Annotated in this window: 25 protein-coding genes, 1 tRNA gene and 2 pseudogenes; 11 read left to right on the forward strand and 17 right to left on the reverse strand. The window is 58.3% G+C overall.

Annotation, left to right across the window (positions count from 1 at the left end; translation table 11 throughout):
• Window positions 1-20: 20 nt before the first annotated feature.
• Both ACPYOJ_RS27600 and ACPYOJ_RS27605 read right to left on the reverse strand, forming a co-directional pair.
• Window positions 21-254, reverse strand: a complete 234-nt coding sequence (locus tag ACPYOJ_RS27600) for a DUF6894 family protein (RefSeq protein WP_168833152.1) — start codon at window positions 252-254, stop codon at window positions 21-23.
• A gap of 857 nt (window positions 255-1111) precedes the next feature.
• Entirely contained in the window at window positions 1112-1447 is a 336-nt protein-coding gene (locus ACPYOJ_RS27605) for a hypothetical protein (protein ID WP_481419093.1), read from the reverse strand.
• 309 nt (window positions 1448-1756) lie between these two features.
• Between ACPYOJ_RS27605 and ACPYOJ_RS27610 the strand changes: the two genes are divergently transcribed.
• Window positions 1757-2638, forward strand: coding sequence for a Hint domain-containing protein (locus ACPYOJ_RS27610; protein ID WP_481419094.1), 882 nt, complete (start codon window positions 1757-1759; stop codon window positions 2636-2638).
• Between the two features lie 96 nt (window positions 2639-2734).
• Here ACPYOJ_RS27610 and ACPYOJ_RS27615 read toward each other — a convergent pair whose 3' ends face one another.
• Window positions 2735-4201 carry an oligosaccharide flippase family protein gene (locus ACPYOJ_RS27615; protein WP_481419095.1) on the reverse strand — a complete coding sequence of 489 codons (1467 nt, stop codon included), beginning with the start codon at window positions 4199-4201 and terminating at the stop codon, window positions 2735-2737.
• A 451-nt stretch (window positions 4202-4652) separates the two neighbouring features.
• Between ACPYOJ_RS27615 and ACPYOJ_RS27620 the strand changes: the two genes are divergently transcribed.
• Entirely contained in the window at window positions 4653-5468 is an 816-nt protein-coding gene (locus ACPYOJ_RS27620; protein WP_481419096.1) for a class I SAM-dependent methyltransferase, read from the forward strand.
• Between the two features lie 170 nt (window positions 5469-5638).
• On the opposite strand, the gene ACPYOJ_RS27625 is transcribed toward ACPYOJ_RS27620, so the two are convergent.
• The 3 genes and pseudogenes from ACPYOJ_RS27625 to ACPYOJ_RS27635 all read right to left on the reverse strand — a co-directional run bounded on the left by ACPYOJ_RS27625 (window position 5639) and on the right by ACPYOJ_RS27635 (window position 6870).
• Window positions 5639-5896 (reverse strand): hypothetical protein, encoded by a 258-nt coding sequence (locus ACPYOJ_RS27625; protein ID WP_481419097.1) that lies wholly within the window; start codon window positions 5894-5896, stop codon window positions 5639-5641.
• A 54-nt stretch (window positions 5897-5950) separates the two neighbouring features.
• Window positions 5951-6124: pseudogene (locus tag ACPYOJ_RS27630) on the reverse strand (thermonuclease family protein); the annotation flags it as partial.
• 464 nt (window positions 6125-6588) lie between these two features.
• The gene (locus ACPYOJ_RS27635; RefSeq protein WP_168827806.1) at window positions 6589-6870 is read right to left on the reverse strand and encodes a hypothetical protein; all 282 of its coding nucleotides are present in this window, start codon (window positions 6868-6870) and stop codon (window positions 6589-6591) included.
• A 140-nt stretch (window positions 6871-7010) separates the two neighbouring features.
• Between ACPYOJ_RS27635 and ligD the strand changes: the two genes are divergently transcribed.
• Window positions 7011-8060 (forward strand): non-homologous end-joining DNA ligase, encoded by a 1050-nt coding sequence (gene ligD / locus ACPYOJ_RS27640; protein ID WP_481419098.1) that lies wholly within the window; start codon window positions 7011-7013, stop codon window positions 8058-8060.
• On the opposite strand, the gene ACPYOJ_RS27645 is transcribed toward ligD, so the two are convergent.
• Complete coding sequence (locus ACPYOJ_RS27645) at window positions 8057-8539, reverse strand: hypothetical protein (protein ID WP_481419099.1); 483 nt, start codon at window positions 8537-8539, stop codon at window positions 8057-8059. The genes ligD and ACPYOJ_RS27645 overlap by 4 nt on opposite strands.
• Window positions 8540-8727: 188 nt before the next feature.
• Here ACPYOJ_RS27645 and ACPYOJ_RS27650 point away from each other — a divergent pair, with 188 nt between their 5' ends.
• Complete coding sequence (locus ACPYOJ_RS27650; protein ID WP_481419100.1) at window positions 8728-9315, forward strand: hypothetical protein; 588 nt, start codon at window positions 8728-8730, stop codon at window positions 9313-9315.
• Here ACPYOJ_RS27650 and ACPYOJ_RS27655 read toward each other — a convergent pair.
• A complete protein-coding gene (locus tag ACPYOJ_RS27655) occupies window positions 9312-10595 on the reverse strand; it encodes a tyrosine-type recombinase/integrase (RefSeq protein ID WP_481419101.1) in 1284 nt (427 codons plus the stop codon). The two genes, ACPYOJ_RS27650 and ACPYOJ_RS27655, sit on opposite strands and share 4 nt — an antisense overlap.
• An 87-nt stretch (window positions 10596-10682) precedes the next feature.
• On the opposite strand from ACPYOJ_RS27655, the gene ACPYOJ_RS27660 reads away from it, so the two are divergent.
• Window positions 10683-10803 (forward strand) — tRNA-Arg (locus ACPYOJ_RS27660).
• Window positions 10804-10993: 190 nt separating this feature from the next.
• Here ACPYOJ_RS27660 and ACPYOJ_RS27665 read toward each other — a convergent pair.
• On the reverse strand, window positions 10994-12910 hold the full coding sequence (locus tag ACPYOJ_RS27665; protein ID WP_481419102.1) for an acyltransferase family protein: 1917 nt from the start codon (window positions 12908-12910) through the stop codon (window positions 10994-10996).
• Between the two features lie 534 nt (window positions 12911-13444).
• On the opposite strand from ACPYOJ_RS27665, the gene ACPYOJ_RS27670 reads away from it, so the two are divergent.
• On the forward strand, window positions 13445-14497 hold the full coding sequence (locus ACPYOJ_RS27670; RefSeq protein ID WP_481419103.1) for a diguanylate cyclase domain-containing protein: 1053 nt from the start codon (window positions 13445-13447) through the stop codon (window positions 14495-14497).
• A gap of 109 nt (window positions 14498-14606) precedes the next feature.
• Here ACPYOJ_RS27670 and ACPYOJ_RS27675 read toward each other — a convergent pair whose 3' ends face one another.
• The 6 genes from ACPYOJ_RS27675 to ACPYOJ_RS27700 form a co-directional block, all read right to left on the reverse strand.
• A complete protein-coding gene (locus ACPYOJ_RS27675; RefSeq protein ID WP_409527104.1) occupies window positions 14607-14732 on the reverse strand; it encodes a hypothetical protein in 126 nt (41 codons plus the stop codon).
• A 245-nt stretch (window positions 14733-14977) separates the two neighbouring features.
• Window positions 14978-15262, reverse strand: a complete 285-nt coding sequence (locus ACPYOJ_RS27680) for a hypothetical protein (RefSeq protein WP_481419104.1) — start codon at window positions 15260-15262, stop codon at window positions 14978-14980.
• A gap of 253 nt (window positions 15263-15515) precedes the next feature.
• Window positions 15516-16283 (reverse strand): amino acid ABC transporter ATP-binding protein, encoded by a 768-nt coding sequence (locus ACPYOJ_RS27685; protein WP_168832830.1) that lies wholly within the window; start codon window positions 16281-16283, stop codon window positions 15516-15518.
• Window positions 16284-16300: 17 nt separating this feature from the next.
• The gene (locus tag ACPYOJ_RS27690; RefSeq protein WP_168832829.1) at window positions 16301-17455 is read right to left on the reverse strand and encodes an amino acid ABC transporter permease; all 1155 of its coding nucleotides are present in this window, start codon (window positions 17453-17455) and stop codon (window positions 16301-16303) included.
• A gap of 1 nt (window position 17456) precedes the next feature.
• The gene (locus tag ACPYOJ_RS27695; protein ID WP_481419105.1) at window positions 17457-18659 is read right to left on the reverse strand and encodes an amino acid ABC transporter permease; all 1203 of its coding nucleotides are present in this window, start codon (window positions 18657-18659) and stop codon (window positions 17457-17459) included.
• Window positions 18660-18755: 96 nt separating this feature from the next.
• Window positions 18756-19781: an amino acid ABC transporter substrate-binding protein gene (locus ACPYOJ_RS27700; RefSeq protein ID WP_168832827.1), complete on the reverse strand. Its 1026-nt coding sequence runs from the start codon at window positions 19779-19781 to the stop codon at window positions 18756-18758.
• A 376-nt stretch (window positions 19782-20157) separates the two neighbouring features.
• Here ACPYOJ_RS27700 and ACPYOJ_RS27705 point away from each other — a divergent pair, with 376 nt between their 5' ends.
• Window positions 20158-21348 carry a cystathionine beta-lyase gene (locus tag ACPYOJ_RS27705; protein WP_481419106.1) on the forward strand — a complete coding sequence of 397 codons (1191 nt, stop codon included), beginning with the start codon at window positions 20158-20160 and terminating at the stop codon, window positions 21346-21348.
• Here ACPYOJ_RS27705 and ACPYOJ_RS27710 read toward each other — a convergent pair whose 3' ends face one another.
• On the reverse strand, window positions 21349-22497 hold the full coding sequence (locus ACPYOJ_RS27710) for an FAD-dependent monooxygenase (protein WP_481419107.1): 1149 nt from the start codon (window positions 22495-22497) through the stop codon (window positions 21349-21351). It lies immediately after the preceding gene.
• A gap of 26 nt (window positions 22498-22523) precedes the next feature.
• Window positions 22524-22769 (reverse strand): zinc-finger domain-containing protein, encoded by a 246-nt coding sequence (locus ACPYOJ_RS27715; protein ID WP_168832824.1) that lies wholly within the window; start codon window positions 22767-22769, stop codon window positions 22524-22526.
• A gap of 156 nt (window positions 22770-22925) precedes the next feature.
• Here ACPYOJ_RS27715 and ACPYOJ_RS27720 point away from each other — a divergent pair, with 156 nt between their 5' ends.
• From ACPYOJ_RS27720 to ACPYOJ_RS27735, 4 genes and pseudogenes are all read left to right on the forward strand, one after another.
• Window positions 22926-23711: an alpha/beta fold hydrolase gene (locus ACPYOJ_RS27720; RefSeq protein WP_481419108.1), complete on the forward strand. Its 786-nt coding sequence runs from the start codon at window positions 22926-22928 to the stop codon at window positions 23709-23711.
• Between the two features lie 126 nt (window positions 23712-23837).
• Entirely contained in the window at window positions 23838-24671 is an 834-nt protein-coding gene (cysE, locus tag ACPYOJ_RS27725) for a serine O-acetyltransferase (RefSeq protein WP_481419109.1), read from the forward strand.
• 117 nt (window positions 24672-24788) lie between these two features.
• Window positions 24789-24992: a DUF3126 family protein gene (locus ACPYOJ_RS27730; RefSeq protein ID WP_168832821.1), complete on the forward strand. Its 204-nt coding sequence runs from the start codon at window positions 24789-24791 to the stop codon at window positions 24990-24992.
• Window positions 24993-25166: 174 nt separating this feature from the next.
• Window positions 25167-25377: pseudogene (locus ACPYOJ_RS27735) on the forward strand (hypothetical protein); the annotation flags it as partial.

Consider the following 25377-nt stretch of genomic DNA (forward strand, 5'->3'; position numbering starts at 1 on the left):
GCGCGGTTCATCTGCTGGGGTCAATCCAGGACCATGAAGCCGAACGGCAGAACCGCGACGATATCGCCGCTTTCATCCACGATTTCGAAGCGCTGTGCCGCGATCTGCTCGCCGCCCATGACTAATTCCGCAATCATCTCGCGAGCAGCGTTGCGGGCCTCTTGCTGAACGGCCGCGACGTTCGGCAACTCGACACCTTCGTCGTCTTCGACCAATTGATCGCCAGTACGGATGTGAAAATAATACCTCGCCATCGACGGACAGTCTCCTGTTACGCGATCGGAGAACAATCAAGGCTGCCCATTGTTCCCGTCTGTGGCGTGCGCTTAGCCATCAGCTGAGAGCCTCCAAGACCGCCGCCAACCTACCGAGTGTGTCCGGAGCGCATCGATCACATCGGCCGTCAGCACCTCGCTCTGCGGGGCAGGGCCGTCGCACTAGACATGGAAATACGACCAAGGGCCCGTCCAAAAGGGTCGGAGAATGGCGAGCCCTTGGTCGTATGGCGGCCTCGGGATAGTGGGGAACACCGTTGCCGTCATGCGCTGCACTTTGGGGGGCTCCAGCGCCGAAAACTAAAGCTCCGGGGAGCCTGCGCGTCAATAATTAATTTGGATTAAGATCGAAGGGCCCGCTCCTACGGAAAAGCGAGCCCTTGCCGCGCCTCTTGTGTCCCCTAGCCATTCAGCGCGGGATTGACCACGCGGCACCCGGAGATGGGTGTCATCCGGGCTGAACAGAAGAACTGCCGCGCACCCCCAAGCGCGCCAAACAAAGCTGGTTCCGTAATGTTCCAAAAAAACCCCTAAGCGGGGCAGGTTACGGGGAAAGGTGACCGCGCGGCACCAGGATGAAAGCTGCAATCTAACACCACTGGCGGCTGAGGTAAGGAAGTCTAACCGCGCGGCCGTCACCCAAACGCTCGGGATCGGGGCCTGTTCCCGTTCGGAACCGTACGGTCAAAAAGAGGCCCCGCCGAAGCGGGGCAGTTTGACGAAGAAAGGATCGCGCGACTTTCCAGTAAGGCAAAGGAAGGGTCTATCAGCGAACCATGCCACGCGATCCCAAACAATCAACAATTAGACGCCCCTAATGTTCCGAACTGGGCGCATTAAAAAGAGGCGTTGACCCGTTGCGGGATTTCACCTTGTGGAAGCTGCTGTTCGATGAGGTTTTGCGCAAGTGCCGTGATGCCACCATCGTCAGCTGGATCGGTCTCCAGCAACTCCAGTGCGCGCTCAAAGATTGCTTTTTGCTCCTCTGCGGAAATGATCCCCTTCCGCTCAAGATGTTCCATCAGTGCCGCATGAAGTGCTGATGTGGAAAGGGAAACGGCGGAGGAGGAGATAAGGGCGGGATCGGCCACGACCGTAACATCGATCCTTCGCGATGAGAGGCGGCTTTTAGCCGCTCGCCAGAACCGGCTGCATGATTCAATCATTGGCATGTTCCTCCCAGCCCGCCAACTCTTGGTAGCGTACCGCAAGCCTAGAAGCTCTGGAAGACGGCCTTAGGTCCCACAGATCATTGGAATAGCTGCCAGATAGCCAACAGCCCCTACCAGCGCGGCGGTCGCGAGCGTCTGGCATTCCTGGTGGCACACCACCCCTCCAAAAGACTGAGAGGCCCCCTCCTTTGCCTGAACCATTGTCGTTATGGCTGCGGCGGGCAGCCAATGGGACAGCTTTCCCACATAGACATTTCGCTAGAAAATAGGGGCCAAATATCTCCGAAATGTAAGTCAAAGGAGAGAGCTATGTCGGCAAAAGAACGACCATCACAGCTCAATCAAGCACGGCGTCATTTTCTCGGTCTCGCTGCTGCAACAGGTGCCAGGGTAACGGCGATGGCAATCGCCGGCTCAACTATGCTTTCTGGGTTCAGCGCCCAAGCACAGAGCCGTGGCAACGGCAACGGGAACAACGGGAATGGCAATGGTAACGGCGGTGGGAATGGCAACGGCAACAACGGCAACGGCAATGGTGGCCCGTGCTTTCTCCGCGGCACTTCTATCCTAACCTGGGCAGGCGAGAGATGCGTGGAGGATCTTCAGGTCGGGGACCTTGTCTTGTCCCTACCCGGTCCGGTCAAGCCGGTCAAATGGATCGGTCGTAGCCTCTACAAGCGAAGCGGTTCTTCCTGGAATGCCGACGTCGTGCCGATCCGCATTTCACGGAATGCACTGGACGAGGGGACACCTTATAGGGACCTCTATCTCTCCCCTGGCCACGCTCTGTTCGTTGATGGCAGCCTTATCCTGGTGAAGGACCTCGTCAATGGGATGTCTATTGTGCCGGTGCCTCCTGCCGACGGCGAGGTGATCGAATATTTCCACGTGGTGCTCGAAACCCATGAGGTGATCTTCGCCGAAGGAGCGCCTGCCGAGAGCTTCCTCCTCTGGGCCGACAATTACGAGGGCTTCACGAACTTCGCTGAGTTCGCCCGCCTCTATCCTGGCGGCTTTAGGATGAAGCCATTTGCGCGAGTCGCCGGCTTCGAATCCGGACGGGATCACCTGAAGGCTCTGCTGCGTCTGGGGATGCATCCTTTTCTCCCAATCCCTGACGCGCGCGACCCAATCGATCGCGCCTATGAAAGAATTGCGGCGCGCGCCGAGCTGCTTGTAGGTGAGATCTGATCGCCTGAGAGGGAAGGGCTTCTCGCTGAACATATGTAGGTCTTGCTCGGCTCGCGAGCGACACTGGGCTTCGCGCGGCGGTACGCGGCTAAACTTTCACATTTGGAGGACTCTTCTGATTGCGTAGGTTTCCGCGCCTTCTGGCCGGCCCGCGAGCCCCCAAAGGGCTGCCGTCAGCCCGCCGTAACACGCGATCATCAAGGCGCAGGCGGCGGAGGCTCGCCATAGGTGGGCGAAAATATCCTGTCCCTCGAACTGAAACGGCGAGGCATATCCGAAAAGCGCAAAGGTTAGCGCGAGGCTGGTTAGCGGCCGTATGAACGCGGCCACCTGAGCGATCACGCTTGCGCCCGTCATTTCGCGAACGCTCCAAAGCACGATCGCCAGAACGGCAACAGCCGCGGCGGTCTGAGCCACAAGAGCTCCGTTCACTCCATAGAGGGCGATGCAGACGAGTGTCAGCGGGATCCTGACCGCCATCTCTGCCGCCATCCGGATTGTGAGAAAATGCATCTGGTTAAGCCTGAGCGCGAGCGGCACGAGGGGCAGAAGCGGTATGGCGATGATGTTGATGATCGCCAGCCAGGCCAGGATCGGCGCCGCGGACAGCCATTGAGGACCGAAGACGATAGCGATCAACGGCTCCGCAAGAGCACCCATGATCATGTAGAGCAAGCCCAGAAATAGCATGTAGCCTCCGACCACCTGGCAGTAGATGCTGCCAAGCTCCTTCGTATCCTCAAAGCGTGCAAAGGTCGCGACCAGCGGCTTCACCAACGGCTGGACGACTGCCTGATGGGGAATGAAGCTGATGTCCGTCGCGACCGTGAACTTGCCGAAGGGAGCGGCAGGGATGAAGCGGGGGAGCATAAGGCGCTCGAGCTGCCAGTTCAGCGCCGAGATGAACTGCGTGAGCGTATTCCATCCGAAGATGCCCGAGAAGAAACGCCACTCAACAAGGGTAAGCCTTGGCGCAACGGGGACGAAGGCGAACGACAGGATAAGAGCGGCAAGCGGCGTCGCGATGATCGCCGCAACGATGGCCCAATGGCTGTGAAAGACGATGGCGACTGTGACCGCGGCGAGAAAGGCGCAACTCTTCGATGCGACGTCGATGGCGCAATCGCGTCTTAAATCGAAATGCTGGGCGAAGATGATCATCCTTGGGTTCGCCATCCCCCGCATTGCGGGGGCTAAGCTGAGGATTCCGATGACGGCGGCGAGCTCGGGATACCCGTAGAACTGCGACAAGGGCCAGGCCAGGATTCCAAGTATCAGGCCGATGACGAGACCACGGATCACGCCAAGCGTAAACGCCGTATCGAACATATCGTCGGTGGGGTTCTGGGTCCGCAGGAGTGCTGCGGCGATTGGAAGGTCGAGAATGGCCTCGACGATGAGGACGGCCGTCATGGCCATCGCGATCAGCCCCATGTCCGCGGGCGTCAGGTAGCGGGCCAGAATGACCAGGGTTCCGAGATCGATTAGCTTCGCGCCGAGCCTGCCGGCGATGGCCCATGCCCCCGCAGACGTTGCATGCGTCGACAGCGGCTTCCCGGACACGCCGGCTGGTTGGTCTATCTCAGAACGATCCGTGATCGTCTCCAGTCCAGTCACACGCGCCAAGAGCCTGAGAGTTAAAGGAGGCCACAAGCTGGGACCGTGAACAAAGCTGTGACCTCCTTTTCCCTTGGAGGAGGGATACGAGGAACGTCACCCCAGCAACCAACGCTTCCTAGTCATTCAGCAGTTAGGCTTTTCGCCGCAGTCGACTAGTTGGACAAAGGTCCTAGGACAGGTCTACGGAATGGCTCGCGCGGCTCGCCCTGATCTTCAGTGCCAACTGCCGATTTCCCCTCCAGTACGGGTGTTTTTGACTTCCCAAGCTTTGGAGCCAAATGCGGAACATTACGGGAGCAGGCTAGTTTAGATAATTCCCATCCGCCAACTCGGTGACGACGTTCATCCTTTCCCCACAGTCAGGACGATGAGCGAGTCAATGATCGGTGATAGCATGGACACGCAGGCCAAAATCAGCAAAGAGGCGCTTCAGGCATCCATCGACCGCCTTGCACCATTCCACCATGCCATTGATCTGCCCTACGGACTGAGCACTTTTGTGGCGGCCGCTTCTCGTCAAGATAGGGAACGGACGCGAATGCAAACACTCCTTGATCATGCATGGGCAAGCACGATGTCGGCCTGCGGGGGGAGTTTGGAGGGCAAACGAGTCCTCGACATAGCCTGCAACTGCGGCGGATTTGCTGTCCACGCCGCTAAAGCAGGAGCGAAACACGTCCTCGGGATTGACACTGAACCTCACTACATCGAACAGGCGAATTTCGTTAAAGAGGCCCTATCTCTTAATAATCTGAGGTTTGAGCGACTCGATCTGATGGAACTCGACCCGGCCAAACACGGGACGTTTGATCTCGTCTTATTTTTCGGCATTCTCTACCACCTGGAAAATCCGATTATGGCCGTAAAGCGCATTTCGGCCGTCACCAAAAAGGTTATTGTGGTTGACACTTCCCTCATGAAGGTGCCGATTATAAATCGAGTTCTGGATCGCTGGCCGATGTGGCATATGCGTAGGGTGGCAAGCGTTGGTCCTGATGCGAAAAACATCACGACCGCACGCTGGCGCCGAGCGGACTTCTGTCAGTTTTCCCCTAATGCCGCCGCCGTCACAAGCCTGCTGGAATATACTGGATTTACCGATATCGTTCGCCTCAAACCAACGGCAAGCGGGCTTGAGAGGCGCTACTACGATGGCCGGCGTGCAACCTTCATTGGCATTAAAACTCGCCCCGACTTGGCTCCGGCGTGATCAAGCGCACCAGTCATTTCTATGCCGCGACCGCCATTCCCTCGCAAAGCCTTCACGCAACAGAATCTGGCCGATCTCCTGCCCATTCGCCCGATAGATGTTCACCAGCGGCCGATGTGACGGCGTGTTGTCGATCGCGCCGCTCCATTCGATCCGCTCCGCTTTGTAACCTAGCGCATCCCACGCCAAACAAACTTTAGCGCTTTAAAAGCAAATACGAATCTGAGCTGAGATGGACTGTCATATCCTTCTTTCTTTTCGTGGAAGAATATGTACTTTGCGATCACGCCGGGTACAGACAAAATCAGCCATCCGCCAGCGATCAGCCTAAATACTTCAGAAAAATATGATCCTATTGAAAGGATTAGGATAATAGCAATCCGGTATACGATAATATGCTGGGAAATGAGTGTTGTTACTTTATCCATTCTAGTTCCCCGCAGTGAAGTATGGAGACACCATGCGAGATTTTATTGCTGACTTCCCTTGGCGATTAACGCCAGCTTCCGTTCCCTGATGCACTTCGCGTGCGATCCGATTTCCGGCGTATCGATGCCCGAGACGAACGGAACACCTTCTCCCAGCAATCGAATGTTCTGACCGCTCGGCAGGCACTTGACCGTGTCGCCGTCGATGGCCGCCATTGAGGCGCACATAAGCAGTTCGGTGATCAATTCTGTCCTCCATGCCTCGGCAGGCCTTTGTAATTCAACGGCTGATGTTTACGGCAATACCAGAGCGTGATTGCCTTGATCTCCTCAAAGCCGTAGCAGCCCCACTCTGTGCACCGGATGCCGGTGGCGTCCTCATGGTCGCATAGGTGATTCTCGTGAATGTTGGCGCCGGGCGCCGATGTATGAGCATCGCTGAGCATTTCCTTACCTCGGCATCTTCATCACGAAAAATCCAGACTTACCCGTCTCGCCACACTTCTTGCATCGCAGCTTGGGTTCAAGCTTGCGCAGGACGGCATCGCCTCCACACTTCAGTCTCAGCGCCCGGATATTGACTTCGGCATAGTGCTCACACTTGCAGATAGCGAATAAAATCTCCCAGCTCATGATATCGCCGAGCTTCTCCTCAGGCCCAACCCGTTCTGGCTTCCGTTCCCTTGCCATAGCTACCACCGGTTTTCCCGCTTCATCGTCATGGCTCGGGGTGGCTTGGCGGCAGGCATGAACATCACCGCCACTTTCCGGCTGCCACACACCGGGCAGCGCAGCCGCTCCGACAGCATCGACAGCGGAAAATCGCGGCCTCGCGTAGCAACCAGGGTGACGATATCCAGATCGTGCTTCCAACTGCAGGCTCGAACGGTCTTTAGACCCTCATGCTTACCCCATGCGCATCGGGCCTTAAGGTCCCAACCGGCATCCATTGCTTCGCCGATCGTTTCGGCCATGCGTCATCGTCTCCTCGTCACAGGTTTCCAGTGCCCTGATTTTCAGAAAGACGGCCGCTCGTCTGTTCCTTAATTGTTCTCATCTGCGAGGCGAGTCAAGCGGGTGATTGCTTTTTAAGCTAAGTCTGATGTGATGGGGGATGACCAAGCCGCCAAAGTCCAAGCCTCTCCTCAGCGATGCCGACTCGCCGGTTCGATCCCGGCCGCGCAAGCGGCGAGATCCCGCACAGCCGAACCTTCAACTTGATCCGATGCCCGACCGCATCGAGCCATGCCTTGCGCTGCTCAAGCCGAAGGTGCCGAAAGGTCAGGACTGGGTCTACGAGATCAAATGGGACGGCTACCGCCTGGCCGTGCACATCGAGCCGAAAGGCGTGCGGATCCTGACGCGCGGCGGCCATGACTGGACGCATCGATTTCCCACAATCGAGCAGGCGGCAAAGCAGCTCGGCGTGAATACCGCAATCCTCGACGGGGAGGCGGTGGTGTTCGACGAGCAGGGACGGTCCGATTTCGGACGGCTGCAGCAATCGCTCGGCGGCCGAGGTGGAAAGCAGAATTCCTTCGAAGCGATGTTTGTGGCCTTCGACATCCTCTATTTCGACGGTCACGATCTCACCGGCATGGACCTGATGGCGCGGCGGCATCTGCTGGAGGGTTTGGTCCCCGCCGGCGGCGAGGACACCATCCGACTGTCTGAGGAGATCAACGCCGACGGCGACAAGCTCCTTGCCGCCGCATGTGAGCATGGACTGAAGGGCGTTATCGCCAAGAACCGGCATAGCACTTACCGTTCCGGCCGCCTGGGTGATTGGGTCAAGGTCAAGTGCCTCCAGAGCGACAGCTTCATGATTGTTGGCTACGAGCGATCCGCTTCGGCGAGCCGTGGAATTGCGAGCCTGCTACTCGCAGGGCGCAAGGGCAATAGTCTCGTCTACGTTGGCGATGTCGGGACCGGATTCAAAGAGCGCGATCTGATCTATCTGTCGGAGACGCTTGACACCCTGAAGACCAGCAAGCCGGCCGTTCAGGTCAAGCGAAAGAACATCGTGTGGGTACAGCCGACGCTGATAGCCGAGATCGAATACCGCGCCTGGACGCATGACGGAAAGCTCCGGCACGCGTCCTACAAAGGCCTACGTGATAAACAGGACAACGCGGCAATTTATGAGCTGAGCGACATTCTTTAGTTACAGAAGTTGATGCCGTCTTTAACGATGACCGCCCACTTAAGGCCCAGGGTCTCGCGCGCGGAAAGCGCTTGTGCACTGCCTGGTTCGCCCTCTTTGAACATGTGCACTCCAATCGCTTGGTCGTGCGATCCGCTATAGACGACCGGGCCTGGCGTGTATGTTGTTGTTGTGTTGACCGTGCCAAAGTTTCCGAAAGAATTCACGGTTCCATACGTCCGATAGGAACCTGGCATCTGGGTCGCCTGCACATTGTTCGAGGCGGCCGCTGAGACAATGATATACCTGTCGTAACCGGCTTTGATTGTCTCGATCGCCGCTTGTTTCTGAGCGGCGCGGGCTGCACCAATGCTGCCGCACATTGGCTCGGCGCTTGTTTGAATGATTGCTTGGTTTTGCGCGACGCGCATCGTGCTCGACTGCACACAAGAGGACAGCAGCAGGCACGCTACTGCGACAGCAATAGTAACTTTCAGCATTTCTAGAATTCCCCAACCCTGAGGCGAGGAGATGACAGGACACTAACCCGAGAGTCAATCCTTAGGGCTCTGTCCTCATCTAGGACTGCAAGGCCACAGTCATCTGATCTGTGGAAACTTTGACCGTTCGACAATCGTGATTCGCGACTCAGCACGGAACTGAATGAGATAGGCTCAGGAGGTGCGGGATGTCGCTAGCCTATTACGCCCGGAACGTCGCGAGCGGTGAACGTGCCAGACGCAGGATGATGCGCGAGGGGGTCACGATGTCGGGCGCAAGACTATGGACTGAAGCGGAGTGGGAAACCGTCAGGAAGCTGGCGCCAGACTACGACGCCATAGTGAAGCAGCTTCCGCATCGGACCCGTATAGCCGTAGCCAGCCAAGCCAGGAAAATGGGCCTTCAGCGAGAAATCCATATCTGGAGCGCCGCAGATATCTTCAAGCTTCGCCGGATGTACCGGAGCGCGTCGGCCGACGAGATTTGCGCAGCATTTCCTCACTCGACCTGGGTCAATATCCGACAGGTCGCAAGATATCACGGATGCCGCCGAGATCGACGAATCGGATACAAGCTGACCGGGATACCAGCCCTCGATGAGGTCCGCCGGCGCTGCTTTGATATCCGTTGGTCAATGGTTGATCTGGACAAGGCGGCTAGAACGGGCACCTATTTCTATCGGGCGGGATGGATCGGGAAAAAGATCAATCACCGAGCGTTAGGCCGAGCCATTGAGGCACTCGATGGTGTCGTTCAGGCGCAATGGAACGACTAGACGCAATTGGCTCGGGCGAGCTTCCACACGTAATCTGCCCAAGCAGTGAGCGCCGCGCGTTTTTCTTCCGCATAATCATAGCGATTGTAGACCGCCGCAACCCCCTTGATCGAGCCGGAGCGATGGTTCAGCACGGCCTCCAAGACATGGATCGCCACACCTAGTCGCGCCATTCCGCTCGCAGCGGTTCGTCGTAGGTCGTGGAAAGTCCAAGGCTCCCACGCCGGTAGTCTTTCAGGGTCGTCTCCCCGCTTCACAGCTTCTTCCTTCGCTAACGTCAGGATTTCCTCGTCTAGCGCCTTCTTGGCTTTAGAGTAGCCCGAAATCGGCGTCGTGCCTGTGGTCGTCAGCAGGAAGATTGCTGCCGTCTTTTCATCGGGTTTGATTTTTGGAAGGGCTTCAATCTCTGTCAGCGCTGCCGATGTGAGCGGAACGTAATGCTCTTGCTGATTCTTCGCGCGCTCCGGAGGAATCACCCAGAGCTGATTATTGCCGCCTATCTCTAGTTCATCCCAGCAGAAGCCACTTACCTCGCTACGTCGTTGGGCGGTCAGCAGTAGCAGGCGCACAAACGGGCCGAAGGGGTAGCCGAGCTTCCCCGACGCCAACCACACAAGCCGGATCTCTTCATCACTTAGTACGCGGTCGCGCGTCGTCTCGGCACCTGGCGCCGCCACGCGCCGTTCCATAGGCGACGTATCGATGATGTCTCGATCGACCGCCCATGAGAAGAACTTCCGAAGTAGGCTCAAAAGCCGATTCGCCAGTACCGGCGCGCGCTCCGCCACCTCGTCGAGCAGCTTGATCACGTCCAGCCGCGTTATGCTGCGCATTGAGCGCTTGCCCCACTTCGGCTTCACTTCTTTCTCGAAAAGCCGGGTACGCTCCTTGAGAACCGAAGGGCGGTTCTTCACCGCGACATAGCGTTTCAGGAAGTCGTCTATCGCATCGCTGACCAAATCAACCTTGCGGTCTTTGCGTGCCGCTTTCTCGGCCGCTGGGTCTTTCCCTTCGGAGATGGCGCGCAACTGCTTGCTGGCCTCCTGACGGGCATCGGCAAGGGAGAAAGCGGGGTAGGGACCAACCGTGTGTTTCTTCGGCTTGCCATCGAACCGATAGCGGATCGCCCAGCTCATGGAAGCCGGCAGCTCTTTGCCGTCTCGTTCTCGCTTTGGCTGAACGATCAAATAAAGGCCCGGCAAGCCGCCGTCCGGTATTTCGCGCCTCAACGCCTCAGGTTTGATTGCCACGATCGCTTTGACGGTCAGTGCTTTTGCCATTCTCGCCCTTGGGGTAACGCTGGGGTAACAGATTTGTGCGACAGGTGGTGAAATGTCACGGTATCTTATGGCGGCATGATTTGCCAAGAACCCCTTGTTTTTCAGGCCATTCAATGTTGTGGATGAATCGTTGTGAACGACGATGAACTGATCAAGCACCTGCCTTCTAAGCAGGTGGTCGCAGGTTCGAATCCTGCAGGGGTCGCCAAAAATTTAACAGCTTAAGTGAAATGATTTTCTCGGCTCAACTTTCGGCGTGCGCTCGCGTAATACGTGCCGATTTTGTGGCTGGAACAGCCGTAGCGAGCCGATGATGCATCTCGTTTCGACGCTATGGATTTCACCCGAACAGATCGACACCTTCGATCTGGCTGCCCCGAAACTGTAGCGTGCCGTTGTCATCGGGACGGCTGAAACGTGAGGCCGTTGGATCGGAATATCCGAAAAATGTCCTTCGACCCGCTGGGTGTAAGGTGGCCATAATCGGAGGCCATTGGTGCCCCGTCAGATGCAATCATCTTGCAGGTGCCTGACGACGAGCAAACCGCTTCAAGCGGCGAGTAGTATTCTGCCCCGGTGTCGGCGAGAAGTCCCCTGAGATCGACATCGACGCGCTTGATCTCATCCAGTTCCGCCATTGCTTGACGATCGTCCGAGTATAGGCGAGGCAAAAATTCCGCTGAGAGAATGTTTGGCAGTGCGTCTCGATATTCGACTACAGGACCAACGACAACAACCTTAGGCGAAGACCGTTTCAGGAATTCCACCGTTGACTTCAGATCACGGTAAGAACCGGTGCGCCATCGTGCGCCGATGACAATGGCATCGAAGAGCTTCTCTGGGGCATACTTTTCGATTGTCCGTTGGAACGCCCTTGTGCAGTCGGATGGATTGCGTTTTCGAAGACCCGCGATCATTGGCTTGCAGCCGCTGGTGGAGACGGCAACGAAATGAACATCCGGAAATACGGCATCAAGCCCCGCGCCCAAATGGGCGGCATGGCTATCGCCAATCAAAAGGACATTCGGTCGCCCATCAACTCGCGACAGGCACTTGCGAACTTCGCTGTCGGTTGCTCCCCGCTCAAACTCTCCCATGCAGTTGAAGTCGAAGGCTTTGAAGGTGGATATGCCGTTGAAGCTATCGTAGAACGCCACCTTGGCGGGAAGGCGTTCTGGGAAGCCACCATTGAGCGCAATGGCTGTGCCGACGACAAGAGTGCAGAAGCTGGACACCACGGTGCCAACAGCGGCGAGTGACGATTTGGACCGCCGGAACGGCTGCTCTATGAATCGATAGGATCCGCAGGAAAGAAGGATGATTGCTGCGATAGTCAGGACCGTCTCAAATCCTTGCGGTTCGCTGCCGCTATATGTCCGGAAGAACACGAGCACCGGCCAATGCCAGAGGTAGAGAGAGTAAGAGATACGTCCTAAGAACCGGACTGGTGCCGCAGACAGCACGTTCCTCGTCCAGGAGCCCTGCTGGCTGGGCGCCAAAAGAATAGCAGTGGCAACGCACACAGGGAGCGCGGTTGTGCCGGGGAACGGAAAGCCGGCTCTCAGTATGAGGCTGCTCAATAGAATGAGGAGGAGGCCGACGGCATCCAGCCACATTCGCGTTCGCTCTTTGAAGTCGAGGCGCAGGAACACCATGAGACCGCCGAGCGCCAGTTCCCAGGCTCGCGATGGCAACAGGTAGAATGCTGAAACTGGATCGAGAATGACAGCGCTTATCGACCAGCACAGGCTGATTGATGCAATCGTGATGATGGTGAATAGGAGCGCTTTCGCGCTACGCCATATGCGCCACGGGACGAAAAGAAGCGCCGGCCAGAACAGATAAAACTGCTCCTCAATCCCGAGCGACCAGGTATGAAGAAGCGGCATCGAATCCGCCGCTTTTGAAAAGTATCCGGATGTGGTGATGAAGTAGATGTTCGATAGGCCAACCGAGGCATAGGTTGCCTGCCAACCCAAAGACTGCAAATCAGATGGCATGAAGAGCAGCCAGCCTCCAAGGAGGCTTGCGCACACCACGGCAACAAGTGCAGGTGCGATGCGTCGGATGCGGCGGATATAAAAGGCGGCGAATGAGAATGATCCGCTCCGTAGATCGGAAACCATCATCGACGTAATCAGGTAGCCGCTGATGACAAAAAAGACATCGACACCGATAAAGCCACCGCGAAAGGGTTTTATGCCAAAGTGGAAGAGGATGACCAAAGATACCGCGAGCGCTCGCAAGCCCTCGATATCGGCACGGAAGGAAGATTGCGAATTGTGGGAGTCGGCGGGAATGGCGCGTTGGAGCATACGATCTCATCTCATGTTTGAGATGCAACTACCATTTGTCATCGCGTCTTTTCCACAGACGCAAATCAGCGATCGATCGAGAGCTATAACATATGCTCCGGCTCGTCGATGAATATCCCGCAATAGGTCGACATCAAATCGTTCGAGTCTTGGACGCGCTGGAAGAAGCGGTAAACAGAGAGTCTTCGGCAGGTCTGCTAAGCCGGGCTTGAACTCGACCTAATGCATGCCGAGGTTTTCGGAAACGGAAAGTGGCGCTCGCAGACCCTAAGCTCATCCTCAACTGCAAGGATGTTTGGGCGATGCGAGCAATTTTGGCGAAGATCCAGTTCTTGTCGATATGGACATGCTCGAGGACGGCCGTCGTGCAGATCAGGTCATCGGCGCCGGTCTCAAAGTGCTTGATGACATCCGCGATCGGTGAAGCCGCGATCTTGGCATCCGCTGCGGAAGATGAGAATGATCTTAAGTGAAAACAGAATCTTAAAACCTTGTGCGCAACTATACGAACTGCCGTATAACGCTGGGTCAGGCATGAAGCCCTTCTCCATTATCTTTAGGCTCGCTGAGAGCCTGCCGCTGTTTGCCGCCAGGCGGAGTGACGCCGCCGTAAAAAGGCTCGAACTCGCTCTGGCCGAGAAGGAGCGGCAGTTGAAGGAGCAGGCGGCCGCCCTTGCACACAGCCGGAAGATCTTCGACCGTTCGTCTGAAGCCGCTAGGATCGGCGTCTGGGAATGCAGCCTGCCGGACAATGGCCTGGTGTGGACCGATATGGTTTACGATCTTTTCGACCTGGCGCCCGGCACTGAACTCGATCGTGCCGAGATTGTGAAATTCTACTCGACGGACTCCCTTGAGGAACTGACAAGGCTCCGGACCGAGGCGATCGAGCAGCGCAGCGGGTTCAGCATGGATGCCGAGATACTGACAGCCAAGGGCAACAGGCGTTGGATCCGCATCACCGCGACCGTCGAGTGCGAAGGTGACGTTCCTGTCCGCATTTTTGGCATGAAGCTGGATATCACCGCCGAAAAGATGATGTTCGACCAGATCCGCTATCTGGCCGAGTTCGACATGCTCACGGGATTGCCCAATCGCGCGCAGTTTCAGTCCGCCTTACAGCGCTTATCGCCGCCGCAGCCAAGCGACGCGCGTCCGGCCGCTCTTCTCCTCATCGATCTCGACGGCTTCAAGGGCATCAACGACACTTTCGGTCACCAGGCCGGTGACGACTGCCTCAAGGAGGCAGCAGAGAGATTGTTGATGATATGCCAGGGAGAAGACCTTGTTGCGCGTATCGGCGGTGACGAATTCGCCGTCCTTGTCAGTGGCCAGGGCAGGGTCGATGCTGTCGCCGATCTTGCCGAAGCGATCGTCCAATGCCTTGGCTGGGCCGTCGAGAAGGACGGAATTCGGATGCATATCGGCGCGTCAGTGGGCGTTGCACTTCTTGACGCTTCAGCGCCCACGGACCTTTTCATCAAGGCCGACGGCGCTCTCTATAAAGCCAAGACGGCCGGCAAGAACAGATTTCAAGTCTATCGGCCTTCAGAAGAGGCGGGGAAGCAGGCGATGGACGCAGCCTGAGGCCGGTCGCTTGCGTCGTTGGCAAATAGGAGCTTTCCAACCACCCACACGAAAGCACAGCCAAGCCGATACCGGCTTGGCTGTGCTGCTATGTGGGGAAGTGAACCCTTCAGTGACTGCCGGCTTTCTTGCTGGCAAGCAGCATCACGTAGTCATCGGCAGCGTCCGCCAGCGCAAGCGCCACCTCGGCCGGTTCCCAGCCGTGCTGCTGCAACTGCTTTACCATTTCAAACATGGCGGCTTCGACCTCCGTTCGGCAGTTGAGAGGTTGCTGTGATCCGCCGTTTGCATGCTGAGCGCCTTGAATTTCCATTACTGTCCACCCCGGTTTCAAGCCTCGTTTGCGGCCCTGAGCATTGCATAAGTTTTTGCTTAATCAAGCTAATGCTTAATCAACAGTTAACGCAGCTGGTTGCATGATGTCATTTGACAGGATGGAGGGGCCGGTTGAGCGATATTCTGCGCTTTCGAAGCCATCTCCTAACGGTGGTCGTTGTCTCTAAATATCGAACGGTAGACACGCCTTGAGATCATCAGGCTGCGGTCGGGCCGAATGATGTATGTCTCCTCGACAATGCGGCTTCCATCGTAAAATGTGTGCGGGAAAGCCGAGCCGACGGGGGATTTCGTCAGTTTCGTGCGAGGCTGGCCGTTATAGGTGATGCTGCCGGGGATGGGTTCCAGGCCTGGGCCGGAGATGTCGCGTGCGGTGCACCCCGCAGTTATTGCGCTCGCAAGAAGAACTGCGGCAAGTGTGACTTTCATCGGAGGTGCTCCCTCATCGGCATCGCATGGTCTAGAATTAAGATTTCGCAGCGTTTTTTCTATTGGGCCGGGCACATTGCGGTTTGCCAACCGGCCATGCGTAACGAAAAAGTGTTCGCTTCCGGGACAGGCCGGCCGGATTTGTGCCGGCTTCGGTGCTGGACTCTGCAAAATGTTGCGTGGCTTGGCTTCCGCCAAAGCAAGAAAAGCCGCCGGATCGCTCCGGCGGCTTTCTTGAAAACGTTGCTCTTTCCTAGTGCAGGATCTGGCTGAGGAAGAGCTTGGTGCGCTCGTGCTGCGGATTGTCGAAGAATTCGGCGGGTGAATTCTGCTCGACGATCTGGCCCTGGTCCATGAAGATGACGCGGTTTGCGACCTGGCGGGCAAAGCCCATTTCGTGGGTCACGCAGAGCATGGTCATGCCTTCTTCGGCAAGGCCCACCATCGTATCAAGAACTTCCTTGATCATTTCCGGATCGAGCGCCGAGGTCGGCTCGTCGAACAGCATGATCTTCGGGTTCATGCAAAGCGAGCGGGCAATCGCCACGCGCTGCTGCTGGCCGCCGGAGAGCTGGCCCGGATATTTATTCGCCTGCTCCGGGATCTTGACGCGCTTGAGGAAGTGCATGGCGATCTCTTCGGCCTGCTTCTTCGGCATCTTGCGCACCCAGATCGGCGCAAGCGTGCAATTCTCAAGGATCGTCAGGTGCGGGAACAGATTGAAGTGCTGGAACACCATGCCGACTTCGCGGCGGACCTCATCGATCTTCTTCAGATCGTTGGTGAGTTCCGTGCCATCGACGATGATGTGACCCTTCTGGTGCTCTTCGAGGCGATTGATGCAGCGGATCATCGTCGACTTGCCGGAGCCGGACGGCCCGGCGATGACGATGCGCTCGCCGCGCATGACTTTCAGGTTGATGTCGCGCAGCACGTGAAAATCGCCGTACCACTTGTTCATGTTGAGGATGTCGATGGCCACATCCGTAGCGGAAATGGTCATTTTCTTGGGTTCAGCCATAGTTATTCCCTTCATTCTTATCGTTTGTGGCCGGTGTCGAGGTAGCGTTCCATGAACACGGAATAGCGCGACATGCCGAAGCAGAAAATCCAGAACACGAAACCGGCGAAGATAAGGCCGGTCATCGGCGTTACGGAGCTTGCCCAGTTGGTGTCGGCAAAGTTCAGGCGGACGATGCCGAGCAGATCGAACATGCTGATGATCGAAACGAGCGATGTGTCCTTGAACATGCCGATGAACGTATTGACGATGCCCGGGATGACGAGCTTGATCGCCTGCGGCAGAACGATGAGCCGCATCTTCTGCCAGTAGCCGAAGCCGAGGGAATCCGCACCCTCGTACTGACCTTTCGGAATGGCCTGCAGCCCGCCGCGAATGACCTCGGCCATATAGGCGGAGGCGAATATCGATACACCGATCACCGCGCGCAGCAGCTTGTCCACCGTCCAGCCTGCCGGCAGGAAGAGCGGCAGCATGACGCTCGCCATGAACAGAACGGTGATCAGCGGGATGCCGCGAATCACTTCGATGAAAATGATGCAGACCATTTTCACGACCGGCATGTTCGATCGCCGCCCGAGCGCCAGCAAGATGCCGACCGGCAGCGAGACCGCCATGCCGACGAAGGACACGACCAGCGTCACGAGCAGACCGCCCCAGAGCGGCGTCTCGACGACTTCCAGGCCAAAGCCGCCATAGAGCATGAAGAATGAAAAGATCGGCAGCACTGCAAAAAGCAGAATCGCGTTCAGGCCCTTGCGCGGCACCGACGGGATCAGCATCGGCACCAGCAGGAGGACGAAGAGGATGCCGACTATTGTCGGACGCCAGCGCTCGTCGAGAGGATAGCGGCCGAAAACGAACTGATCGAACTTCGCATTGACGAAGGCCCAGCAGGCCCCGCTCCAGCCATCGGGCTGGATGCCGCCCTGAACCGCCGTTGCGCAGAACGTGCGGTCCGGACCGGTCCAGACGGCCTGGATGAAGAGCCAGTCGACCATGTGCGGGAGGGCCCAGGCGAGCGCCGCAATGGCGAGCACCGTCAGCACGGCGTCCTTCGGTGTTGCGAGGAGGTTGCGGCGCAGCCACGCGTACGCACCGCGTTCGCCGGGCGGTGGCGGTTCAGGCGCCAGTATGGCCGTTCTGACGAAGGATGTGTTGGAAACCGACATCTTATCTCTCCACCAGTGCCATCTTGGCGTTGAACCAGTTCATGAACAGCGATGTGAGAATGCTGAGGCCGAGATAGACGGCGATCCAGATCAGCACGATTTCGATCGCCTGCCCAGTCTGGTTCAGCGTGGTTCCGCCGACAGAGACGAGGTCCGCGAAGCCTATCGCAATCGCGAGCGACGAATTCTTCGTCAGGTTCAGATACTGGCTCGTCAGCGGCGGAATGATGATGCGGAAAGCCTGCGGCACGACGACCAGGCGGGTCACGGAGGACGGATGCAGCCCGAGCGCGCTGGCGGCCTCGGACTGGCCCTTCGCCACGCCACGGATACCGGCGCGGACGATCTCGGCGATGAAGGCTGCCGTGTAGAAGGATAGCGCCAAATACAACGACATGAATTCCGGGCCGACCACCGAACCGCCCGTGAGGTTGAATTTGCCGGCGACCGGAACATCGAAGGTGACCGGCATGCCGGTCACTAGGAAGGCGAGGACGGGCAGGCCGAGGATCAATGCGATCGATGCCAGGATGGTATGGAACGGTTGGCCCGTCGCTGCCTGGCGCTTATGCGCCCAACGGGTGGTGGTGAGGGCGGCGATGACGCCAACGATCAAGGCGATCAGAACCACCCACATGCCCGGTTCGAAAATCGGCTTCGGGAAGGCGAGGCCGCGATTGTTCAGGAACATGCTGAACGGCAAATGGACGGATTCGCGCGGCTGCGGCAGCACGGCGAGAACGCCGGAATACCAGAAGAAGATGACGAGCAGCGGCGGAATATTGCGAAACACCTCAACATAGACCGTGCACAGCTTGGCGATGAGCCAGTTGTGCGACAGGCGCCCGATACCGACGATGAAGCCGATGATGGTGGCGGTGATGATGCCCGTTACGGCAACCAATATGGTGTTCAGGATGCCCACGACCAGTGCGCGGGCGTAAGTCGAATCGCTGGAGTAGGAAATAAGCGATTGTCCGACCTCGAAGCCCGCACGTCCCCTGAGGAAGGCGAAGCCGGAGGCCGTATTGCTGCGTGCGAGATTCGCGATCGTGTTATCGACGATCCACCAGATCCCTCCGACGAGGACGAGAACGGTCAGAACCTGGAAAAAGATCCCCCTGATTCTGGGATCGTAGAGGGCCGACCGTAGAGTCGATCCGGTCTTAGGCAAAGGTGTCGAATGCAAGGCCTCTTGCGTCATGCCGAGCCATTTCCCCTATATGCCCTTTTCGGGCTTTTTTCTTGGATCAGGGAAAGGCGGTTACCCGCCTTTCCGGTTCTTGTATCGAGCCAGATGTCAGCGAACCGGCGGAGCGTACTGGATGCCGCCCTTGTTCCAGAGCGCGTTCAGGCCGCGTGCAATCTTGAGCGGGCTGCCCTGACCGATGTTGCGTTCGAAGACTTCGCTGTAGTTACCGATACCCTTGATGACGTTGTAGGCCCAGTCGTTGGTCAGGCCGAGGTCGGTGCCGATCTTGGTGTCGGCTTCGGTGCCCAGGAAGCGCTTGATGTCCGGGTTCGGCGAGTTCTTCATCTCATCGACGTTCGCCTGGGTGATGCCGAATTCTTCAGCGTTGACCAGCGCGAAGGCCGTCCAGGAAACAATATCGAACCACTGGTCGTCGCCCTGACGAACGGCGGGGCCGAGCGGCTCCTTGGAGATGATTTCCGGAAGGATCACGTGCTCGTCAGGATTCTTCAGTGTCAGACGCACCGAGTAGAGCTGCGACTGGTCGGTCGTATAGACGTCGCAGCGGCCGGCTTCGTATGCCGCGCCGACTTCTTCCAGCTTTTCGAAAACGACCGGATTGTACTGAAGGTTGTTGGCCTTGAAGTAGTCGGCGAGGTTGAGCTCGGTGGTCGTGCCGGCCTGGACACAGACGGCAGCGCCGGAAAGCTCGAGTGCCGATTTCACGTTGAGGCTCTTGCGAACCATGAAGCCCTGACCGTCGTAATAGGTGACCGGGCGGAAGTTGAAGCCGAGAGCGGTATCGCGGTTGATCGTCCAGGTCGTGTTGCGCGAGAGGAGGTCAACTTCGCCGGACTGCAGGGCCGGGAAACGGTCTTTCGCGGAAAGTGGCGTGTACTTGACCTTGGTCGGGTCGCCGAAGACGGCTGAAGCAACGGCCTTGCAGAAATCAACGTCGAAACCGGCCCAGTTGCCGGACGCATCAGGCTGCGCAAAGCCCGGAAGCCCCGAGTTGACGCCGCACTGGATGAAACCCTTTGCCTTCACGTCCCCAAGAGTGGTCGCCGAGGCAGCCGAGGCGCCAAGGGCGAAAACTGCTGCGCCGACGGCGGCGGACAGGAGCTTAATGTTCATTTTTTCCCAACCTTTTATCTGTTGTCTTATGTTTTTGTTGAAGAGACAGCCGAAGCAGGCCATGCGTCCCCCAATTCTCGACACCCTCCCGGCGCGAGTGTTTCTATCACAGTCGCAAATGTCACCCCGGTCAAGTGTCGCGGCATATAATTGGGGCAGAAATTAGCATTTTGACCGAATGCGCCGCTGCAATAGGCACCAGGGCAAGAAATGGGCAGGACTCTGCGGAAAAATATCTCGAAAATTCACTGATATATCTCGTGGCGTGAGGGCACACAATAGTTCCTCGCATGGCTTCGTGCGGGGGGTTGACCGGCTTGCGGGGCGGGTCCAAAAGTTGGGCTTTGCATCCTCCGCCAGAAGGCTATTCGAGATTATGAAAGATAAAGACAGCTTGCTGCAGAATGCCGGAATCAATACCCGCCTCACGCATGTCGGTAACGATCCTTTGGACTACCACGGCTTCGTCAATCCTCCGGTCGTCCACGCCTCAACAGTACTGTTTCCGAACGCCAAGACGATGGAGAAACGGTCCCAGAAATACACCTACGGCACGCGTGGGACACCGACGACGGACGCGCTGTGCGAAGCGATCAATGAGCTTGAGGGAGCAGCAGGGACAATCCTGGTGCCGTCGGGTCTTGCAGCTGTCACGGTGCCGTTGCTGGGATTCCTCGCCTCCGGCGATCATGCCCTGATCGTCGATTCGGTCTATCAGCCGACTCGGCATTTCTGCGACACGATGCTGACACGCCTCGGCGTTGAGGTGGAATATTACGACCCGGCCATCGGCGTCGGAATCGAGCAGTTGTTCAAACCAAACACGAAGCTGGTGCACCTGGAGGCGCCGGGTTCCAACACGTTCGAAATGCAGGACGTTCCGGCCATTGCGGCGATCGCCCACAAGCATGGTGCGATCGTTGCCCTGGACAACACCTGGGCGACGCCGGTCTACTTCCGGCCGCTCGACTTCGGCGTCGATATTTCCATGCACGCCGCGACCAAATATCCGTCCGGGCATTCCGACATTCTGATGGGCACGGTTTCGGCCAATGCCAAGCACTGGGAGCAGCTCAAGGAGGCGAACGGCGCGCTCGGCATTTGCGGTGCGCCTGATGACGCTTATCAGATCCTCCGCGGGCTTCGCACGATGGGCATCCGCCTCGAGCGCCACTATGAAAGCGCACTTGATATCGCAAAGTGGCTTGAGGGCAGGGAAGACGTCGCCAAAGTGCTGCATCCGGCGCTGCCAAGCTTCCCCTCGCACGAGCTTTGGAAGCGCGATTTCAAAGGCGCAAGCGGCATCTTCTCGTTCGTGCTTGCCGCAGAAAGCCCAGAGAAATTCAAGCCGAAGGCGCACGCCTTCCTCGATGCGCTGCGGATCTTCGGCCTGGGATATTCCTGGGGCGGTTTCGAGAGCCTGGCGGTGCACGTCAACCTCAACGACCGCCGCATCTGCAAGGCGCCGACGGAAGGACCTGTCATCCGGCTTCAGATCGGCCTGGAAGACGTGGCCGACATCAAGGCCGACATCGAACGCGGCTTTGCGGCGGCGAATGAGGTCTGATCAGCCGATCGGACGGTAGCCGTAGATCCAGTCGAGATCCGCCGCGAGACTTTGCGGCGGTTTCAGCGCAAGCACGAGATCACGGCCGAGGCGGATCGGTCCGCTTGCGTGGTAGGCAAAGCGGTTGAAGGCGCCGCGCTTGCGGACTTGAGCAATCCGTGGCGCCCGCTGCCGTTCGAACCGTGCCAGAGCTTCGGCGGGCTCATGGGCGCCGAGCAGGGCTGCGAGCTCATAGGCGTCTTCGATCGCCATAGCTGCACCCTGCGCCGCAAACGGCATCATGGCGTGAGCGGCATCGCCGATGAGGACGGTATCTTTTCCGTTCTGCCAATGGCCCGTTGTCGTCTCGTAAAGCGGCCAGAAGGTCATTTGAACGTCCCCGAGCAGAGACTTGATATCGGGATGCCATCCCGAAAGCCGCGTGCGGAGCTGTTTCGACTGCTGGTCCGTCGGCTCGTTTCGCCAGTCCTGTGGTGCGGCGTTGCCGGCCGTGATGGCGACGAGGTTGAAATTGGCCGTCTCCTTCAGCGGATAGCATACAAGGTGAGCCGAAGGACTAAGGAATGCCGAGACACTCGAACGATCGAGGAAAGCCGGCGCGGAACTGCCGGCGATCGTGAAGCGATAGGCGACGTGGCCGGAAAAACGGGGCAAGGGGCTTGCCTCGATTGCCCGCCGCAGCTTCGACCAGACGCCGTCGGCGCCGACGATAACCTCCGGCTTGCGGCCGGTCTGCGGGATTGCTCCGGGCTCGATTCCGCTCCCGAGATGAAGGGTGCAGAGGGGATTTGCCGCGACGGCTGCGATCAGCACTTTTTGCAGCGTCGCGCGGTGCAGGACGCCATAGGGCGCACCCCAGCGGCTGCGGGCGAAATCGCCTGCGGGAACGGAAGCTAGCGGGCGAAGCGTGTGCCCGGAGACAAGACGGATGGATTCCGGCTCGAGCCAGACTTTTTCGATATCCGCCAGCACGCCGAGCTCGCCAAGGATGCGCGAGGCGTTCGGCGAGATCTGCAGGCCGGCGCCCGCCTCGGCAAGTACATCGGCCTGCTCGAAAATATCGGAGCTGATGCCGCGTCTGGCGAGCGCCAGAGCAGCGGCAAGGCCCGCAATTCCGGCGCCGATGATGGCGGCATGTCTGACCGGCATACTTGGTCCGATCCGGATGAGCGGAATTAGGCTGCCTTGACGTGGAAGACGCAGCCGGGAGGGTTCGTCTGGGACGGCTTCAGCGCGCTATTGAAGCGGTAGAGCGTCGAGCAATAGGAGCAAACCTTCTCGTTGTCGTCGCCCATGTCGATGAAGATATGCGGATGGTCGAACGGCGCCGATGCACCGGTGCACATGAATTCCTTCACGCCGACTTCGATCACGCCGTGTCCGCCGTCGTTCTGGAAGTGGGGAATGCTGTGGCCGGCCATGTCTGTCTCCGAAGCTTTGAAATGTGCCCGGACCTTATAATCCCTTGCCGCAAATGTGTAGAGCCAAAGCGCTGCACGCCGCATGGTTTTTTGGCGCGGCGAGGGTTCACCTCCGCCCTTTGATAAAATATGGTCCGGCCAAAAAGGACGGCCCTTATGAATTTGAATACGCCTGTATTTTCCAGCTTTACCCGTGACGGCCTGAAACTCGCCTTCTTCGACGAAGGCGATCCGAGCGGCCCGCCGGTGCTGCTCATTCACGGTTTCGCCTCGAACGCCAACGTCAACTGGGTGCATCCCGGCTGGCTGAAGACACTGGGCGATGCGGGCTACCGGGTGATCGCGATCGACAACCGCGGCCATGGCGCGAGCGACAAACCTCACGATTCAGAAGCGTACCGGCCGTGGATCATGGCGGAAGATGCCGTGGGGCTGCTCGATCATCTCGGCATTCCGGAAGCCAATGTCATGGGCTATTCGATGGGCGCGCGGATATCCGTCTTCGCGGCGCTCGCCCATCCGGATCGCGTCCGCTCGCTCGTGCTTGGCGGCCTCGGCAACGGGATGACGGACGGCGTGGGCGACTGGGACCCGATTGCGGATGCGCTGCTCGCACCCTCGCTCGACGACGTCACGCATGCCCGCGGGCGCATGTTCCGCGCGTTTGCCGATCAGACGAAGAGCGACCGGGTGGCACTGGCATCCTGCATCCAGGGATCGCGCGACCTCGTGTCGCGTGCCGACATGGGCAAGATCGAGGCGCCGACCTTGATCGGCGTTGGAACCAAGGACGATATTGCCGGTGCTCCAGAGAAACTGGCAGCGCTTATGCCGCATGCCCGGGCGCTCGACATTCCCGGCCGCGATCATATGCTTGCGGTCGGTGATAAAGTGTTCAAGAAGGCCGTTCTGGAGTTCTACGAGGAGGTCGCCGGGCGGTGACAATCTGCCTCGAATGGTCGCGGTCACCGAAAAAACATCCTAAAAACGCATGGTTCCCGCACCCATTTATGTTAGAGGCGTTTTACCCTATATAATGTCATTCCGACGGAAACGAGGAGACCTGGAATGGTCGCGAAGACAGACGCTCGTCCTTTTGAAGCAGCGAGCCCGCTGAAGGTCATGGATCCGATCTGGGACAGCCTGCGCGAGGAAGCGCGCGTGGCTGCGGAGAAGGATCCGGTGCTGGCGGCTTTCCTCTATTCGACGGTGATCAATCACCGTTCGCTGGAAGAATGCGTCATCCATCGCATCTGCGAACGCCTCGACCATCCCGACATGCAGGCCACGCTGCTGCGGCAAGTCTTCGACCACATGCTGGAAGACTGGCCGGAATGGAGCGACATTCTGCGCGTCGATATCCAGGCCGTTTACGACCGTGATCCGGCGTGCCTCCGCTTCATGGAAGCCGTTCTGTATTTCAAGGGGTTCCATGCACTGCAGACGCATCGCCTGGCGCACTGGCTGCTCAATCAGGGGCGCCGCGACCTCGCGCTCTATCTGCAGAGCCGGTCGTCCAGCGTCTTCCAGACGGACATCAATCCCGCCGCGCGTATCGGCAGGGGCATCTTCCTGGATCATGCCACCGGCCTCGTCGTTGGCGAAACGGCGGTAATCGGCGACAACGTCTCGATCCTGCATGGGGTCACGCTCGGCGGCACGGGCAAGGAGGGCGCGGACCGTCACCCGAAGATCGGCAGCGGCGTCCTCATCGGCGCGGGTGCGAAGATTCTCGGCAATATCCAGATCGGCTATTGCTCGCGCGTGGCCGCCGGCTCGGTCGTGCTGCAGCCCGTTCCGCCAAAGACGACAGTTGCAGGCGTGCCGGCGAAGGTCGTCGGAGAAGCCGGGTGTTCGGAGCCGTCGCGGATCATGGATCAGGTGATCGGCGCCGATATCTGAACGCAGAAAAGCCTGCGGATCTGATGGGGAAGCAAGCGCGCAAGTGCCGCCGCAGCCTTTACAGCGTTGCTTTTCCTGTGCGAGAAGCGGCCAACCAAACCCGCTAGGAGATCAAGTGTGAAGCCTGAAGAACTCAAGAAGCTCGACGCCTATTTCAAACGCACGCTCAACCCGCAGATGGTCGTGAAGGCGCGTCCGCGGAAGGACGATTCCGCGGAAGTTTATCTCGGCGAAGAGTTCCTGGGTGTCGTCTATCTCGACGACGAAGATGGCGATCGCTCCTATAACTTCTCGATGGCGATCCTCGACGTCGACCTCTGATGATCAAATGTCGCGAGCCGCATTCTTGCGGCTTGCCTGCCTGACCGAGCCATCCCATCCGTTGGCATGCTGTGCCAGCCGCAGCAACAATCTCACAGCCCAAGCTGGATGAGTTCGTCCTCCGCCCCATTTTAGCTTCTGCGAATGCGACCAGGCTAAATTGGAGGATAGGACATGGGTATTTTCGATAAGATCAAGAATGCGATTTTCGGCGAGGCGCAAGCTGCGCCGGTGAAGGAGGCAGGGGCAGCACCAAAAGCGCAGCCCACGCCAACCCCGGCCTCACCCTCTGCTGCGCCATCCACAGCATCCTCAACAGCGTCGCCGGCTCCTGCGGCTTCGGCGGCCCCCATCGATATTGCTCCTATTCTCGACGCTGCGGTCA

The organism is Rhizobium sp. SVR5-9E (genome assembly GCF_056755095.1).

Excerpts from the sequence above, each read along its gene's own strand:
- ACPYOJ_RS27700 (WP_168832827.1), bottom strand. The coding sequence starts at position 19,781 with ATGAACATTAAGCTCCTGTCCGCCGCCGTCGGCGCAGCAGTTTTCGCC.
- ACPYOJ_RS27690 (WP_168832829.1), bottom strand. The coding sequence starts at position 17,455 with ATGTCGGTTTCCAACACATCCTTCGTCAGAACGGCCATACTGGCGCCT.
- ACPYOJ_RS27620 (WP_481419096.1), top strand. The coding sequence starts at position 4,653 with ATGGACACGCAGGCCAAAATCAGCAAAGAGGCGCTTCAGGCATCCATC.
- ACPYOJ_RS27665 (WP_481419102.1), bottom strand. The coding sequence starts at position 12,910 with ATGCTCCAACGCGCCATTCCCGCCGACTCCCACAATTCGCAATCTTCC.
- ACPYOJ_RS27675 (WP_409527104.1), bottom strand. The coding sequence starts at position 14,732 with ATGTTTGAAATGGTAAAGCAGTTGCAGCAGCACGGCTGGGAACCGGCC.
- ACPYOJ_RS27715 (WP_168832824.1), bottom strand. The coding sequence starts at position 22,769 with ATGGCCGGCCACAGCATTCCCCACTTCCAGAACGACGGCGGACACGGC.
- ACPYOJ_RS27645 (WP_481419099.1), bottom strand. The coding sequence starts at position 8,539 with ATGCTGAAAGTTACTATTGCTGTCGCAGTAGCGTGCCTGCTGCTGTCC.
- ACPYOJ_RS27655 (WP_481419101.1), bottom strand. The coding sequence starts at position 10,595 with ATGGCAAAAGCACTGACCGTCAAAGCGATCGTGGCAATCAAACCTGAG.
- ACPYOJ_RS27625 (WP_481419097.1), bottom strand. The coding sequence starts at position 5,896 with ATGGATAAAGTAACAACACTCATTTCCCAGCATATTATCGTATACCGG.
- ACPYOJ_RS27705 (WP_481419106.1), top strand. The coding sequence starts at position 20,158 with ATGAAAGATAAAGACAGCTTGCTGCAGAATGCCGGAATCAATACCCGC.
- ACPYOJ_RS27695 (WP_481419105.1), bottom strand. The coding sequence starts at position 18,659 with ATGACGCAAGAGGCCTTGCATTCGACACCTTTGCCTAAGACCGGATCG.
- ACPYOJ_RS27670 (WP_481419103.1), top strand. The coding sequence starts at position 13,445 with ATGAAGCCCTTCTCCATTATCTTTAGGCTCGCTGAGAGCCTGCCGCTG.
- cysE (WP_481419109.1), top strand. The coding sequence starts at position 23,838 with ATGGTCGCGAAGACAGACGCTCGTCCTTTTGAAGCAGCGAGCCCGCTG.
- ACPYOJ_RS27710 (WP_481419107.1), bottom strand. The coding sequence starts at position 22,497 with ATGCCGGTCAGACATGCCGCCATCATCGGCGCCGGAATTGCGGGCCTT.
- ACPYOJ_RS27610 (WP_481419094.1), top strand. The coding sequence starts at position 1,757 with ATGTCGGCAAAAGAACGACCATCACAGCTCAATCAAGCACGGCGTCAT.
- ACPYOJ_RS27650 (WP_481419100.1), top strand. The coding sequence starts at position 8,728 with ATGTCGCTAGCCTATTACGCCCGGAACGTCGCGAGCGGTGAACGTGCC.
- ACPYOJ_RS27680 (WP_481419104.1), bottom strand. The coding sequence starts at position 15,262 with ATGAAAGTCACACTTGCCGCAGTTCTTCTTGCGAGCGCAATAACTGCG.
- ACPYOJ_RS27600 (WP_168833152.1), bottom strand. The coding sequence starts at position 254 with ATGGCGAGGTATTATTTTCACATCCGTACTGGCGATCAATTGGTCGAA.
- ACPYOJ_RS27685 (WP_168832830.1), bottom strand. The coding sequence starts at position 16,283 with ATGGCTGAACCCAAGAAAATGACCATTTCCGCTACGGATGTGGCCATC.
- ligD (WP_481419098.1), top strand. The coding sequence starts at position 7,011 with ATGACCAAGCCGCCAAAGTCCAAGCCTCTCCTCAGCGATGCCGACTCG.
- ACPYOJ_RS27635 (WP_168827806.1), bottom strand. The coding sequence starts at position 6,870 with ATGGCCGAAACGATCGGCGAAGCAATGGATGCCGGTTGGGACCTTAAG.
- ACPYOJ_RS27720 (WP_481419108.1), top strand. The coding sequence starts at position 22,926 with ATGAATTTGAATACGCCTGTATTTTCCAGCTTTACCCGTGACGGCCTG.
- ACPYOJ_RS27605 (WP_481419093.1), bottom strand. The coding sequence starts at position 1,447 with ATGCCAATGATTGAATCATGCAGCCGGTTCTGGCGAGCGGCTAAAAGC.